Source organism: Gluconobacter sp. P5B12 (assembly GCF_018812035.1).
Lineage (GTDB): Bacteria > Pseudomonadota > Alphaproteobacteria > Acetobacterales > Acetobacteraceae > Gluconobacter.
In genome coordinates, this window is sequence record NZ_JACRVV010000005.1 from 98,077 (window position 1) to 112,103 (window position 14,027).

A 14,027-nucleotide genomic window follows, 5' to 3' on the forward strand; every position below is an offset into this window, starting at 1 on the left:
ATGCCATACGTTTCTATGATGCCAAAAGGCAACACTCTTCCCAAAGGAGTATCCGATGAAGTTCCGTTTGTCTCTGATCCTTCTGTCCTGCCTGACTGCGGGTTCTGTTGCTCATGCAGAATCGTCGACTGCCACTGCCCATGCCGATCACTTGCTCAACGCATCCCATTCCTGGAATGGCGTGACCTACACACCGTATTCAACGGCCCAGCCTGAACTGAGCATGATCCGGCTGACCATTCCGCCTCATACGGCCCTGCCCTGGCATGTCCATCCATTTCCAAACGCTGGCTATGTCCTGCAAGGCACCCTGAAGATTGAAGACCGGGAAAGTGGCAAAACCAGAACCTTTCACCAGGGCGAAGCCTTTGCGGAATCAGTGAATGATGTGCACCGTGGTGTGTCAGGAGATGTCTCGACTGTTCTTCTGCTGACCTATGCGGGCGTTGAGGGTAAGCCGACTTCCATCCCTGTGGACAAGCAGAAGCCAGAATACTGAAATCCGATTTCATTTCGGGCTTTGACAGACAGATCGTTTCGTTTCTAGTATGTTTTCAGACACACTAGGAGCGTGAGCCGAGCATGACCGATTGCCTGTCCCCTGAAGCAAAAGACGATCTTCTCTCACGCGGTTATTCCCGTCGTAGTCTGGGCCGCGTAGCTGCGCTGATGAGTGCAGGCATGGCAGTCCGGTCACTCGTTGGGCGTGCGGAGGCTTCCCCCCTGACCGCGCTGCCGCCCGGTGATGTCACCAAGATGACCCGAATTGGCAGTAACGAGTGCTGGACTGGTCCGTTCCCAGCCGCTGCCAAGGCGGGTGCCGCTGCCGTTTTCGAGGGGAACCGGTATGATCCGACGGGCCATACACGCGAAGACCTGATCCGTACGGCTGCCAAGATCGATAACGTTCCTGAAAACTGCATTCTGCCATGGGGTGGTTCATCTGATCCGCTCTGTCGCACGATCGTGACGTTCTGTTCCCCAACACGTGGCCTCGTTACGGCTGATCCAAGCTATGAAGCCGGATGGGTGGCTTCCGAATGGCTCAAGATCCCGCTGGTCAAGGTGCCGCTGGATGCCTCGAACGGTTACAAGACCGATGTCAAGGCGATGCTGAAGGCCAATCCGAACGCGGGCGTCTATTATATCTGCTCACCGAATAATCCGACTGGTACTATTACGCCGTTGGAAGATATTCGCTGGCTGGTCGCGAACAAGCCGAAAGACTCCATTGTTCTGGTTGACGAGGCCTACATTCACTTCTCCAATGCTCCGAGCGCTGTCTCGCTCGTTGCTGAAGGGCGTGATGTCGTTGTCCTGCGGACGTTCTCGAAGATGTTCGCCATGGCCGGTCTGCGGCTGGGCTTCAGCATGGCGCCACCGGCCCTGCATGAAAAAATGATGCGTTATGATGGCGTGAACCAAACGCACATGCTGCCAGTTCCGGCCGTAATCTGCGGCACGAAGAGCCTGACAATGACGTCAGATATTGATGCGCGCCGTCGTGAGATGATTGCAGCCCGCGCCATGACGTATGAGCACCTTCAGAAGAAGGGAATCAGCTTCATTCCTTCTGATGCGAACATGTTCGTGATTGACTGGAAGCGTCCTGCGGCACCGATCAAGGATGCGTTCCTGAAGGAAAACATTATCATCGGTCGTTCCTGGCCCATCTGGCCGAATGCCTCCCGTATTACGGTTGGCTCCATGAGCGACATGAAAAAGTTCTGTGCAGCGCTCGACCGTATTATCGGCTGATTTGCCTGAGGGAAGGCCTGAAGCCTTCCCTCATCTTATTTAGTTCGATGGAAAGTAGCGCATAGCCAGAAGCAGTGCCTTTGCGCCGTCTGATTTCGTCAAAGAAACGCGTTCTGCAACGGGGTCCTGACGTCTCAGTTTGCGCGTCAGAATATGCGATAGCTCCACAATAACAGCAGCTTCGAGCCGCATCCGGCGATCCTTGATCAGCATCGGTAATCCGCGGGCTTCGCGATTCAGCGTATCCACCCCATCCAGCATTCTATCAAAAACGCGGCGTAGGCCCGGCTTGCTTCGCACAAGCCGAAGATCATCGAGCGTAACGCCTTCTTCTTCGAGCCAAGGAAGCGGAATGTAGCATCGATCCAGCGTTTTCAGATCTTCAGACGCATCCTGAAGATGGTTGATGACCTGCAATGCGGAGCACAGAGCGTCTGATGGCGCCAGCGTCTCCTGCCCTTCTGCGTGTAGCAGCAGAAGAAAACGCCCGACCGGGTTAGCCGAATACCGGCAGTAATGCAGGAGTTCCTGCCAGCTCTCATAACGTGTCTTCTCGGCATCCATGCAGAATGCTTCAAGGAGATCTGTCGCCGTCTCAAGCGGAACGCCTGTCTTGAGAAGAACCTCTCTCAATTTGACGGCTGTCTGCGCGTCCGCTCTTTGAGGCGCCTGGATTTCCCCACGAATGACGGCAGCCATCCCTTTCAGCCGCGCAATTTTCTGCTGGGGTGTCAGGTCGGGAGTGTCCACCATGTCATCGGCGACGCGGGCGAAATTGTAATATGTATGAACATATGGGCGCAGGCGCCGGGAAATCAGCAGAGAGCCGACAGGAAAATTTTCGTCAGTCTTGCCTTTGGCGGAGGTGACGTCTTTCGTCCCCCAGATGTCTTCTGTCACGATGCCTCATCCGTATAGGAACGATTTTTCCAGCGTACGCCGACCCCTCTGTGGTGGTCTATGGCTGAGCCGACGGTAGCAGCCATATAAAAGGCCGCGACGAATGGTAGCGGTAGCGCCCGCCACAATGGGAGACCAAACCTTTTCAAAGTTGGCAGAAAGGTTGCGCAAGACACGAGATAGGTCAGGAGTCCCACCTTTCTCGTGCGCCCCTTACCAAAAAGCGCCAGCCCGACAGGGAGAAGCCAGATCAGCGTCATTCCCAGAATGGTCGCCAGCAACAGCAATGGAGACTGGCGCAACTGGACGTAAGCTGTCCGGGCAATCATTTCCCAGATGTCTTTAGCGCCGCGATAGGGCCGAACTGACCACGCAAGCTCGCTGTGTCCCAGATAGAGACGACCGCCTGATCGTTTGACATGTGCAGCGAGTGTGCAGTCATCAATCAGTGCACCTCGAATGGCTTCAATGCCGCCAATCCGCTCCAGAGCGCGTCTACGAAGAAGGATCGTTCCTCCCGCTGCTCCGGCAATGCGGGACCGTTCACTGGCCGTCCAGGCAAACGGATAGAGCATGGCGAAGAAGTAAACGAAAGCTGGAACCAGAAAGCGTTCAGCCGAACTCTCGCAGTTAAGGGCGACCATCTCTGAGACCATGTCGAGATCGTCTTCCCGGGCCTTGGCCAGAAGCGTGGCCAGATGCTGCGGCGCATGCATGATATCGGCGTCGGTGAATAGAATATAGCCGTAAGGCCCAATGTGGTTCACTGCCTCTTGGGCACCCTGGTTCACGGCCCACAGCTTGCCGCTCCACCCAGGCGGCCGGGGCGCTCCGGTGAGGACAATCAGCCGGTTATGGGGGTCAGGTACGGCGCGTGCCAGATCCCCGGTTCCGTCCGTGCTGTTATCATCCACGAGAATGACGGAAAGTTTGCCATCGTAGTCCTGCTCCAGAAGAGATTTCAGGCAAGACTGAATGGACTCAGCTTCGTCACGTGCCGGCACCACGATCGCAACATCTGGTGCGCAAGGCGGTGACGAACCTGCTTTGAGAGTTGGACCACCCTGCCAGAATTTCCCGTGGAAGAGTGAGAGGTAAATCCAGGCTCCAAGACTGGTAAGTGCGCTTCCAAACAGCATTATTTCATACGTCCATGCAGACGGAACCAGGAAATTGCATCAGCGATCGCATCCCGTGCAGGGCGGGGTGCATAGCCCAGTTCTCTCTGTGCCTTGAGCGATGAGAAAAACATAAGCTTCCGGGACATGGCGAGTGTTTCGCGCGTTACGCGAGGCTCGATCCCAAATCCTCGCGCAAGCCATTCGGAAACCACGGCAACTGGATAAAGCCAGGATTGCTTGAGCTTGACCCGCGGCGGCTTGACGCAGGCAATTTCACTAGTGAGCCGGAACAGGTCTCCCAGCATCATGTTCTCGCCACCAAGGATATATTTTTCGCCAATCTTGCCGCGCTCCAAAGCGAGAGCATGGCCTTCAGCAACATCGTCTACATGAACGATGTTCAGTCCAGTCTCAACATACGCAGGCATTCGGCCCGAGGCACAGTCGAGGATCATCTGCCCCGTAGGCGTTGGCTTGATGTCCCGCGGGCCGATAGGGGTTGATGGGTTAACGATAATGGCTGGTAGGCCCTTCTCCCGAACCAGCTTCAGGACTTCCTGTTCCGCTCGATATTTGGAAAGTTTGTACGTACCGATGACGCTGCTTTCCGTGACGTATGTTTCTTCGTCAGCGGGCGTACCATCCTTGTTCAGGCCCAGAGCGGCAACGGATGAACAGTACACGATCTTTTCTACGCCCGCCTCAAGCGCTGCAAGCATCAGGTTTCGTGTGCCGTCAACGTTGGCCTTCATCATGACGGAAGGGTCCGGGACCCAGAGTCGGTAGTCGGCAGCGACGTGAAAGAGGATCTTCACACCTTTGAGAGCGGCAGGAAGGGTCGTCGGATCAGACAGATCCCCGATGGCAAGTTCCGCGTCGAGCTCTGCAATGTTGGAACGGTCCGAGTTTTCCCGAACAAACAAACGCAGGCGGTGCCCACGTTCCCGGAGTACGCGGGCAACAGCAGAACCAACGAACCCGGTAGCCCCTGTAACGAGTGTGACATCGTTCATGGTGGCAATCTTCTCCTCGGCTCATCAGCAACAGGTTGAAATTTTTCGGCCACCATACTGCCGGTGGCTTTCGGGGGAAAGCGTCTGCAAGGCTGGAATATTGCAGAGCTGTAGGTTAGAGCGTGTTGCGAACGGTATGTGACGAAGACGTTGAAAAAAACTCTCCCTATTATTCTCTCCCTTCTGGGTGTGGCTCTTTTCACATTCATTGCCGCCAAGGCAGGCATCCAGCCAGTCATGGAAGCTCTTGGAAAAGTTGGCGTCGGAGGTTTCTTCCTTCTGGTGCTGATCCAGCTTGTTCTGGATGTCGGTCTCGGCCTCGCTTGGAAGGCAGCCGTACCGCAGATTGGTCTGGCACGATTGACCGGCGCGCGATTTGTCCGCGATGCAGCCGGTGCCTGCCTGCCCTTTTCCCAGCTTGGCGGAATGGTCCTTGGCGTCCGTGCGACCCTGGCAGGGCATCAGGCTCGGGACGTTGATGGTGAAGATCTTCACTGGCCAGAAGGTGTGGCGGCCAATCTGGTCGACATCACAACAGAGGTTCTGGGGCAGATTGCCTTTATTCTCGTTGCGATTCTCTGCCTCGTTGGCCATCAGGGAGCTGCGCGATTTATCTGGCCTCTGATGGGCGGCATGGTGCTGCTGTCTCTTGGGATTGCTGGCTTCATATGGACGCAGCATCGTGGTGGGTCCATGATCCGCAAAACTGCCACGTTCTTCGGACGCCACATCGCCGCTGACTGGCGAGAAAGCCTGATCGGAAATACGGACATCTTTCAGGCTCGCCTGGAAGCGCTCTGGGGGCGCCCGGATCGAATTATGCTTGGCGCAATCGTTCATTTTAGTTGCTGGGTCGGTGGTGCAGTCGCCACATGGACTGCTCTGGAGCTTTTGGGCGCCCACGTCGGGTTTCTGTCCGCACTTGCCATCGAGGGAGTGGTGTGTGGAATCATGTCAGCGGGTTTTCTGGTTCCGGCTGCCCTCGGTGTACAGGAAGCGGCATACGTCGCGCTTGGCCTGATTTTTGGAATAGACTCACAGATATCCCTCAGCCTGTCCCTGCTCCGTCGCGGGCGTGACATCCTCATCGGCATCCCTGTTCTTCTCGGGTGGCAGGTCGTGGAGATGAATCGTCTTCGGAAGGAACGGGCCACTCTTGTCGGCTCGCATGAAGACGCAGTCTCTTCTGTTCTGAAAAAAGCCAGAACGACCGCGATGACTGGATCTGTCAGCAAGGATGGATCATCAAATCGTGAAAATGAAAAAGAGGACGACGCAGCTTTCGCAGCCGCGCCGCGTACCCTGTAATGCCGCTTTTTCGTTCTCTGGCAGTCATTGGTCCTGGACTGATCGGCTCGTCTGTCCTGCGGCGCGCCAAGGAAATGGGCGAGCTTGCGGAAACGTTAATCGCGGCTGATATCAATCCTGCTGTTCTTGAGCGCGTACGGGAGCTCGGGATTGCCGACGTCGTTACAGACGATATGGCACAGGCAGCGCAGGCTGAGTGCGTGATGATCTGCGTTCCTGTCGGAGCGGTAGAGGCTACGGCGCGCGCTATTCTGCCTCACATGCGACCGGGAGCGATTCTGACGGATGTCGCATCTGTACGCGGGAAACTGGGACCTACAATACAGACACTCCTGCCCGCTGGTGTGGATTATGTTCCCGGTCATCCTATGGCTGGCACCGAGCACTCAGGGCCAGACGCTGGTTTTGCAACGCTTTTTGAGAACCGCTGGTCGCTGCTCGTGCCGCCAGAGGGCGCAAATGAGCTTGCCGTAGAGAAGATCCAGACGCTGTGGGAGCTCTGTGGCGCTCGCACAAAAATTCTTCCTGATGACAAGCATGACCGTATTTGTGCCATGGTGAGTCACCTTCCCCATCTGCTGGCTTTTACAATCTGCGATACGGCGGATAATCTTTCCGAAGAAATCCGCGCAGCCGTTCTCGATTATGCCGCATCGGGCTTTCGTGATTTCACGCGTATTGCGGCTTCTGACCCCGTCATGTGGCGAGATATCTTCATCGCCAACAAGGACGTCCTGCTAGAGACGCTGGATCGCTTTGTCGCAGATGCTCAAGGCATGGCGCAGGCGATACGTGAAGGTGATGAGGCAGCGATTACGAGCCGGATTGAGAGAGGTCGAGCCATCCGGCGCACACTGATTGAAAATCGACAGGTCTGAGTATTTTCCCTTCCTGCAAGAAAACTCACAGGAAGGAAAAATGATTTAAAATCAGGCTGTTGTAATGCGAAGCGTATTTGTGCTTCCAGCCACGCCATAAGGCAGGCCAGCCAGAACGATGACATGGTCCCCATTGCGGCACAGCTTCATGGACAGTGCCATGGCAGCTGTTGGTGCAGCCAGTTCCTCAATGCTCTGAGCAATATGCTCTTTCTCTACGACCTGAGGGAAGACGCCCCAGACAACGCAGAGTCTACGAGCCACTTCCTGATGAGGGGTGACGGCGAGGATCGGACAGTGAGGACGTTCACGAGCCATACGAAGGGCGCCACCACCGCCTTGTGTCCGAACGCCAATGGTCCGAGCATTCAGCGCGGTGCTGACCTGCCACGCGGCCTGAACAATCGCGTCCTGAACCGTCCCTTCCGGCTTCGGGCGGGAGCGGTCCATGCGCAGACGCCATTCGACGTCCTGCTCAACACGAGATGCAATACGCGCCATGATGGAAACTGCTTCGATCGGATACTTGCCGGCCGCACTTTCCGCTGAAAGCATGACAGCATCCGCGCCATCATAAACGGCGTTGGAAACGTCAGAAACTTCGGCGCGTGTTGGCGTTGGGCTTTCGATCATGCTTTCCAGCATCTGTGTCGCCACGATCACCGGACGGCACTGACGACGGGCCTCAGCGATAGCGCGCTTCTGAGCGACGGGCACTTCTTCCGGGGGAAGCTCGACACCAAGATCGCCACGAGCGACCATGATCGCGTCTGAAAGACGAACGATCCGCTCCAGGTCGTCCATTGCCTGTGGCTTTTCTAGCTTCGTCACAATCGCTGCGCGGCCCTTGGCGATATTGCGCGCTTCTTCAACGTCTTCAGGCCGCTGCACGAAGGAGAGTGCAATGAAATCCACACCGAGAGAAAGCGCGAAGTCGAAGTCCTTGCGATCTTTCTCTGTCAGCGCCGGGATAGGAAGCGTTACGTCAGGGACGTTCACGCCCTTTCGTTCAGACAGCTTGCCCCCAATGACAACTTCCGTTTCAAGAGCGCCTTCGATGACATTGACGACGCGCAGCTTGAGCTTGCCATCATCCAGCAGGAGATGGCTGCCTGGCTTGGCGGCAGAAATGATCTCCGGGTGCGGCAGGCAGACGCGGTCTATGTTGCCGGGCGTTCTGTCCAGATCCAGACGGAACGGCTTTCCTTCTTCAAGGATGACCGGGCCATTCTCGAAAACACCAACGCGCAGTTTCGGGCCCTGAAGATCAGCAAGAATGGCGAGTGGTCGGCCAACTTTTGCTTCTGCTGCACGGATCGCGGCATGACGCTCGCCATGGTCTTCGTGTGCACCGTGTGAGAAGTTGAGACGGAAGACATTTACCCCTGCTTCGGCCAGAGCAAGGATCATCTCAGGCGAGGACGATGCCGGGCCAAGAGTTGCGACGATCCGCGTGCGACGATGATGGGAGCTGGATGTCATATGTTGGCGTCCTCGCAAGAAAAATCAGTTGGATTGAATCGTCTCTCCTGGGAGAAGACCCCAGAACAGACGACGTGGCAGCCATCCCTCGTAGCCTTTGACGACCACGTGGCACCATTGAGAACTTTGTGGGCAGGCCTTGATATTGCCTACGGTGCCCGGCTGGAGGACAGCAACCACGCTACTGTCTTCCTCCGGATGGCTCATGAGGAGAACATCACTTTTATGCGCGCGGGCTTCGTCCTGCGTCTCGACGTGACCCAGAACGCGTGCATCTGCACGGCCGATGTGGTCTCCGTCCTTGGCGGAAGCCTCTCCCGTCTGAGCTTTCACGCCTTCAGGCGGCAAGCCCGGAATAACGAAAGTTCGGCTGCCATACAGCGTCGCCTGATGGACCCATCCCTTCTGGCCGTCGGAGTCTTCGACAAGTCGCCAGACATCGAATTCACGCTCGATCTGAACTGGGAGACCACGGCGATGATAAACCCAGTCAATGGGATAGCGATCGCCCGGGCCGCGCCGCATATAGACCTTGTCTGCGCGGAGAGCTGCATATCGAGGCAAAGGTAGCCCCGTGTTGCTGCCCTTATCGGTCGGGTCTGTGGAGGGGACATCCGGCGTTGCCTGCGCTGTTGCGGGCTGACTCGTAACGGCCGCTGCGGCTGCCGCTCCGGCTCCGGCCGCCGCTACAGGGGCGACATGTTTGCCAGAGATGTGATGTGATGCATGGTGAGGTGCCTTGACCGCCCCGGCACTGTCATTCTTGGCTTTTACCGCCTTCTTTTTCGCATGAGAGGCCTTGGCAGTAGAGGCATCAGCCTTTGCCGCGTGCTCATGCTTGTGATGACGTGCTTCTGCGGGATGGACGGCCAGCAGAGCTGTGCCAGTCGTGACAGCCAGCAGAAACTGACGGCAGCGGAGTGTTCGGGACAGAGGGGTGACAAGCGTTCTCATGACCGCATCCCTGCCAAGGGTAGAAGGTTTCGGCAAGTCACCAAATCACAAAACTGTCGAATTGTCCCAAGGCGTACACTCATAGTGCCGTGATCGGGCGGTCTCCCGCCTGCTCCAGAAAGGTTACAATACCCCGTACGGAAACGGTTTCCATAAGGGCATCCGGTTTGAGGCCCGTCAGAGCAAGTCCGGTTTCACACGCCATGAGTGTTACGTCGAATTCGATCAAGGCATCACGCAATTCACTGAAACCCGGGACGCCGCGAGCGGCAAGTTCATCATCGGGGATAACCCCTGTTAAACCCGACCAGTCCTTTGCCAAGGCGTGAACACTCTTTCCTCCTGCAAAAATTGTAACCGGGCGCCCCAAAGAGAGCATCCCGGCTGCCACGATAAACGCGTAGTGAGCGCGCTGCCAGGAATCGTCCGCCAGAGTCAGGAACAGAGGGGGTTTCATGCCGGTTTGCTTTCGTTATCGGTGTGGACCGGACAGGAAGGGTCCCTGGCCAAGACAAAGCTCCGCATGGTCGCACCCAGAGCATCCCAGATCATGAGGCGTGTTTCTTCCCGCCCCTCGAGTTGCATAAGTTCCCGCATGACCTCAACGGCCATCAGACTTCCCATGACGCCTGTTGCGGCACCTAGAACGCCGGACTGCCCGCATGTTGGTGCTTCAGTCTGAGCAGCTTCAGGGAAAAGACAACGATAGCAGGGTCCCCCGGTCTGAGGCCGGAAAACGGCCAACTGTCCTGAAAAACCCTGAACAGCGCCTGATACTAGTGTTCGCCCATGTTTTACGCAGGCATCAGAGACTGCAAGGCGCGTCTCAAAGTTATCGGTGCCATCGCAAATCAGGTCGTAGTGCGGAACAAGCTCATTCAGTGTGTCCGGTGTGGCGCGCAGACAATGCGCTGTGACGCGAGATAGCGGATTGAGCGCGGTAAGTCTCTCGGTGGCCGCTTCAGCCTTTGGACGTCCAATGTCTTGCGTCGTGTAGAGAACCTGCCGCTGAAGGTTGCTGAGCTCCAGATGGTCGTAGTCCATCAGGCCGATATGCCCAACGCCGGATGCAGCCAGTTGTTGTGCAAGAGGAGCCCCGAGCCCTCCTGCTCCCACAATCAGGACCGAGGCCTGCCTGACCCGCGCCTGCCCAATGGCCCCCACCTGCGGGAGCAGAATATGACGGGAATATCGCTCAAGTTCGGCATCAGAAAAATCAAGGTTCATCAGGACAAGATAATTGCTGACTTTTCAGACGGAAAGACGTTAGATTCACAGATGTCCACCTTCTCCTGATTTTCAGGGTCTGTGCGGAGGCTTGAGCGTGAAAAATTCTTTCTGGAAAATATCATACCGAGCCCGGCAAGGACTGGGTGTTACAGCGGGTGCCGTGCTGGCTGTCTACGCTGTTTCCCCGTTTCTGGCATTGTGGGATATTGATCGCGCCATGAAGGGCAATAACCCTGCGCGTCTGATCCCTCATGTGGACTGGAGTTCCCTGACACATTCCCTTAAGGAGCAGTTCAGGCCACCCGCCCCTACCTCAGACGATGATCTGCCGGATTTTGGCAGCTCTTTTGCTGGCAATGCGATATCGAACGCGATTGATACGGAGCTTTCTCCCGCTACTCTTATGACGACAGCGCGTCAGCTGATGCCTGCGGGATCTTCCGGGTATTCTTCCAGTGGTGGCTGGCCAGTACTTGGTGGCCTGCACGCTCACTTCGTGAGTCTGAACAAGTTTGAGGCTCAGGTGGACCAGCCAGGGCAGACTCCATTCGTCCTTCACATGAAGTTCGAGCACTGGGGCTGGAAAATCACGCGATTTGAACTGCCGCAGTCTGCCCCACGCTCCTGAACAAGGGCCGTTCAGGCCGGAGGAAGGTCTTCCTCAAGAACTGTGATGTGAATGGCGTATGAGACTTCGCCTTCATCTTCGTCACGATGAACCGTGCCGATAACTTCGCCTGAAACGGCAAGTTCAACACTCATTCCCTTACGTGCAGGCTTAACGACTGCGAGCTTTGGCGATCCCAGAAGACGCTGCAGCGTCGTTTGAAGGCGTGTCACTTCGGAAGGGGTCATATCGGCCATGAGTGGCACTCCTGTGTTTGGCAAGGTCTTGCCCTGTAGCTCATCGTTACCCTTAAAGGAACCCGTCTCCCCTACCCTGAATGGGTTTCGTGTTGTAGAAACCGGGCTCTTCTTATTTTGCCCTGTCCATTCGGTCCTGTCCGGAATGGTGTAGGGCAGTTCATCCTGACCCCGCGCAAAGGAGACAGAATGCGCCCCTTCCTCTTCCGTACACTCGGAGCTCTCGTCACAACGGCAGCTCTTTCCGGATGCGGTTATTTTGATTCCCGTAACGCTCACAAGGCTCAGTTCGAGATGGTCGGTATGACCGGATACGATCTTCAGGCCTGTGCTGGTCTTCCAGGAAGCACCAAGAAGCTTAACGATACGACAGAGATCTGGCAGTACGATGGTACGCAGAGCACTCCTACCATTTCTTCTGATTCAGGTCTGATTCCTGCACAGTCCATTATCAGCATTTATCAGTCTGCTTTTGGCGGCGGCGGCACAACTTGCCGTATGGTCCTTCGACTGGACCATGATCGTGTTTCCGAAGTGCATTACACGGGAAATGACGACGAATATATCGGCACTGACGGTATCTGCTCCATCATCACCCGGGGTTGTGCTCGCCAGAGAGAGTCGACGATGCATCGTGTAAATGCAGGTCCATTCGGTCCGGTGTCGGCCTTCCACCCACCGGCAACACCGGCACAGAGCACCTCGGCCACATACTCCGACCAGTCCGGAAAATATGTGCCGAAATTCACCGACGACAAGACACAGTCGGTTATTCAGCCCGCCAAGTAAGAACGAAAAAGCCGGGATTTATCCCGGCTTTTTTTATGGGCAGTTGATCAGATATTTCATTTTACGAACGGCTGGGCCCAGACCATCGAAAACCGCCTGGCTGATCAGGAAATGTCCGATATTCAGCTCAGCCAGTCCTGGAAGCTTGGCCACAGGCGTCACGTTGTCATAAGTCAGACCGTGACCGGCATGGAGTTCTAGTCCGCAGTCTGTGACGATTCCAGCGGCATGCTGAAGGCGCTCAAGTTCTCCAGGCTTGTTGTGGGCATAGGCGCCTGTGTGAAGCTCCACAACCGCTGCGCCAAGCTCCGCCGAAGCTTCGATCTGGCGCTGATCCGGATCAATGAACAGAGAGACCCGAATACCCGCGTCTTTCAGGCGCGCAATCCGCGGGGCCAGCACTTCGCGATGTCCTGCGACGTCCAGACCGCCTTCTGTCGTCACTTCCGTACGCTTTTCCGGAACCAGACAGCATGCGTGGGGCTTCAACAGGCAAGCGATCCGAACCATTTCCTGCGTTGCAGCCATCTCGAAATTCAACGGTGCTGCGAGTGCCTTGAGGCGTGGCATGTCTGCGTCACGGATGTGTCGACGATCTTCCCGAAGATGCGCGGTAATGCCGTCTCCTCCCCATTTAAGGGCAAGCTTTGCGGCTTCTACAGGGTCTGGGTAAGCATCGCCGCGGGCGTTTCGCAGGGTGGCAACATGATCGATATTAACACCAAGACGAATCATCGGTTGTCTCCCTTTTTATGACGGGACATGGAATCTGCCAGTCTGAGTGCTGCGAGAAGGCTGGATGGATCAACCTGACTGTCTGAACGTCCTACCGGGCCCGCAATATCGAAGGCAGTGCCGTGATCTGGAGACGTCCTGATAATCGGCAAGTCAATGGTGACGTTCACGCCCTCAGCCATATCAAGCGTTTTCAGGGGAATAAGCGCCTGATCATGATACATACAGATCGCTGCGTCATAGCCCGGCCTCGCTGTTGCGCTGAACATTGTGTCTGGTGGGAACGGACCCATCACGGTCAGTCCTTGGGACTTCAATATGGCTATAGCTGGGCCGATGATGGTTTTTTCTTCCGTGCCCATCATGCCCTCTTCGCCAGCATGGGGGTTTAGGCCAGCGATAGCCAGGCGCGGCTGAGTGATACCAAAGTCACTCTGTAAAGCCTTGTGCGTGGCGAGCGTGACCGCAACAATCCGCTCAGCAGTCAGGCTCTCGATTGCCTGGCGCAGAGACACATGGATCGTCACGGGCACAACCCTAAGATGAGGGGATGCCAGCATCATGACTTCCTGCCCATCGCGGTGGCAGAGCGCTGCCAGAAATTCGGTGTGACCGGGAAAGGAAAATCCAGCCGCGGCCAGCACATGTTTGGCAATCGGGTTGGTCGTTACACCTCCCGCCTGCCCGTTCTGAACATATCGGACTGCCTGCTCAATACTTGCAATAACCGTTGGGGCATTGCGTGAATCTGGCTTCCCAGGAACGACCGGGGCACGGCATTCGATTGGCAAAACAGGCAGAGCATCGGAAAATACCTCGTGGGCACTTTCCGGCGCTTCAATCAGTCTGAAGGGTACGGCGTCATTGAGGAGGGCCGGATCACCAAGCCAGAAGAAAGTTGGTCCAGTCTTTCGCAGGGCCGACCAGGCCAGAGCGGCCAGCTCCGGCCCTATCCCAGCCGGATCACCGAGGGTCAGGGCAATCGGAGCGTTCAT

At 56.3% G+C, this 14,027-nt stretch carries 16 protein-coding genes; 6 read left to right on the forward strand and 10 right to left on the reverse strand.

The window, feature by feature from the left end; all coding sequences use genetic code 11:
* Window positions 1–55 precede the first annotated feature (55 nt).
* Window positions 56–499 (forward strand): cupin domain-containing protein, encoded by a 444-nt coding sequence (locus KP702_RS10245; protein ID WP_202207566.1) that lies wholly within the window; start codon window positions 56–58, stop codon window positions 497–499.
* A gap of 83 nt (window positions 500–582) precedes the next feature.
* A complete protein-coding gene (locus KP702_RS10250) occupies window positions 583–1,758 on the forward strand; it encodes a pyridoxal phosphate-dependent aminotransferase (protein WP_202207567.1) in 1,176 nt (391 codons plus the stop codon).
* A gap of 39 nt (window positions 1,759–1,797) precedes the next feature.
* Here the strand turns inward: KP702_RS10250 and hpnC are convergent, their stop codons facing one another.
* From hpnC to hpnA, 3 genes are read right to left on the reverse strand one after another with little or no spacing between them, the layout of a single operon-like run.
* A complete protein-coding gene (hpnC, locus tag KP702_RS10255) occupies window positions 1,798–2,658 on the reverse strand; it encodes a squalene synthase HpnC (protein ID WP_202207568.1) in 861 nt (286 codons plus the stop codon).
* Window positions 2,655–3,797: a glycosyltransferase gene (locus KP702_RS10260; protein WP_202207569.1), complete on the reverse strand. Its 1,143-nt coding sequence runs from the start codon at window positions 3,795–3,797 to the stop codon at window positions 2,655–2,657. Before KP702_RS10260 ends, hpnC begins: the two co-directional genes overlap by 4 nt.
* Window positions 3,797–4,792: a hopanoid-associated sugar epimerase gene (hpnA, locus tag KP702_RS10265; RefSeq protein WP_202207570.1), complete on the reverse strand. Its 996-nt coding sequence runs from the start codon at window positions 4,790–4,792 to the stop codon at window positions 3,797–3,799. Before hpnA ends, KP702_RS10260 begins: the two co-directional genes overlap by 1 nt.
* A 138-nt stretch (window positions 4,793–4,930) precedes the next feature.
* Between hpnA and KP702_RS10270 the strand changes: the two genes are divergently transcribed.
* Entirely contained in the window at window positions 4,931–6,100 is a 1,170-nt protein-coding gene (locus KP702_RS10270) for a lysylphosphatidylglycerol synthase domain-containing protein (protein ID WP_202207571.1), read from the forward strand.
* Window positions 6,100–6,978: a prephenate dehydrogenase/arogenate dehydrogenase family protein gene (locus KP702_RS10275; protein ID WP_202207572.1), complete on the forward strand. Its 879-nt coding sequence runs from the start codon at window positions 6,100–6,102 to the stop codon at window positions 6,976–6,978. The genes KP702_RS10270 and KP702_RS10275 overlap by 1 nt, the downstream gene beginning before the upstream one ends.
* A gap of 51 nt (window positions 6,979–7,029) precedes the next feature.
* On the opposite strand, the gene pyk is transcribed toward KP702_RS10275, so the two are convergent.
* The 4 genes from pyk to KP702_RS10295 form a co-directional block, all read right to left on the reverse strand.
* A complete protein-coding gene (pyk, locus tag KP702_RS10280; RefSeq protein ID WP_202207573.1) occupies window positions 7,030–8,460 on the reverse strand; it encodes a pyruvate kinase in 1,431 nt (476 codons plus the stop codon).
* 24 nt (window positions 8,461–8,484) lie between these two features.
* Window positions 8,485–9,414: an SH3 domain-containing protein gene (locus tag KP702_RS10285; protein WP_202207574.1), complete on the reverse strand. Its 930-nt coding sequence runs from the start codon at window positions 9,412–9,414 to the stop codon at window positions 8,485–8,487.
* Between the two features lie 79 nt (window positions 9,415–9,493).
* Entirely contained in the window at window positions 9,494–9,871 is a 378-nt protein-coding gene (locus KP702_RS10290) for a DsrE family protein (protein WP_202207575.1), read from the reverse strand.
* Window positions 9,868–10,641, reverse strand: coding sequence for a HesA/MoeB/ThiF family protein (locus tag KP702_RS10295; protein WP_215768862.1), 774 nt, complete (start codon window positions 10,639–10,641; stop codon window positions 9,868–9,870). The genes KP702_RS10290 and KP702_RS10295 overlap by 4 nt, the downstream gene beginning before the upstream one ends.
* A 97-nt stretch (window positions 10,642–10,738) precedes the next feature.
* Between KP702_RS10295 and KP702_RS10300 the strand changes: the two genes are divergently transcribed.
* Window positions 10,739–11,272 (forward strand): DUF2939 domain-containing protein, encoded by a 534-nt coding sequence (locus tag KP702_RS10300; RefSeq protein WP_215768863.1) that lies wholly within the window; start codon window positions 10,739–10,741, stop codon window positions 11,270–11,272.
* Window positions 11,273–11,283: 11 nt separating this feature from the next.
* Here KP702_RS10300 and KP702_RS10305 read toward each other — a convergent pair whose 3' ends face one another.
* On the reverse strand, window positions 11,284–11,508 hold the full coding sequence (locus KP702_RS10305; protein WP_215750442.1) for a DUF3126 family protein: 225 nt from the start codon (window positions 11,506–11,508) through the stop codon (window positions 11,284–11,286).
* A gap of 189 nt (window positions 11,509–11,697) precedes the next feature.
* On the opposite strand from KP702_RS10305, the gene KP702_RS10310 reads away from it, so the two are divergent.
* Complete coding sequence (locus KP702_RS10310; RefSeq protein WP_202207579.1) at window positions 11,698–12,297, forward strand: hypothetical protein; 600 nt, start codon at window positions 11,698–11,700, stop codon at window positions 12,295–12,297.
* 33 nt (window positions 12,298–12,330) lie between these two features.
* On the opposite strand, the gene KP702_RS10315 is transcribed toward KP702_RS10310, so the two are convergent.
* Together KP702_RS10315 and pdxA are read right to left on the reverse strand one after the other, a co-directional pair.
* Window positions 12,331–13,032, reverse strand: coding sequence for a pyridoxine 5'-phosphate synthase (locus KP702_RS10315; protein ID WP_086633223.1), 702 nt, complete (start codon window positions 13,030–13,032; stop codon window positions 12,331–12,333).
* The gene (gene pdxA, locus KP702_RS10320; protein ID WP_215768864.1) at window positions 13,029–14,027 is read right to left on the reverse strand and encodes a 4-hydroxythreonine-4-phosphate dehydrogenase PdxA; all 999 of its coding nucleotides are present in this window, start codon (window positions 14,025–14,027) and stop codon (window positions 13,029–13,031) included. Before pdxA ends, KP702_RS10315 begins: the two co-directional genes overlap by 4 nt.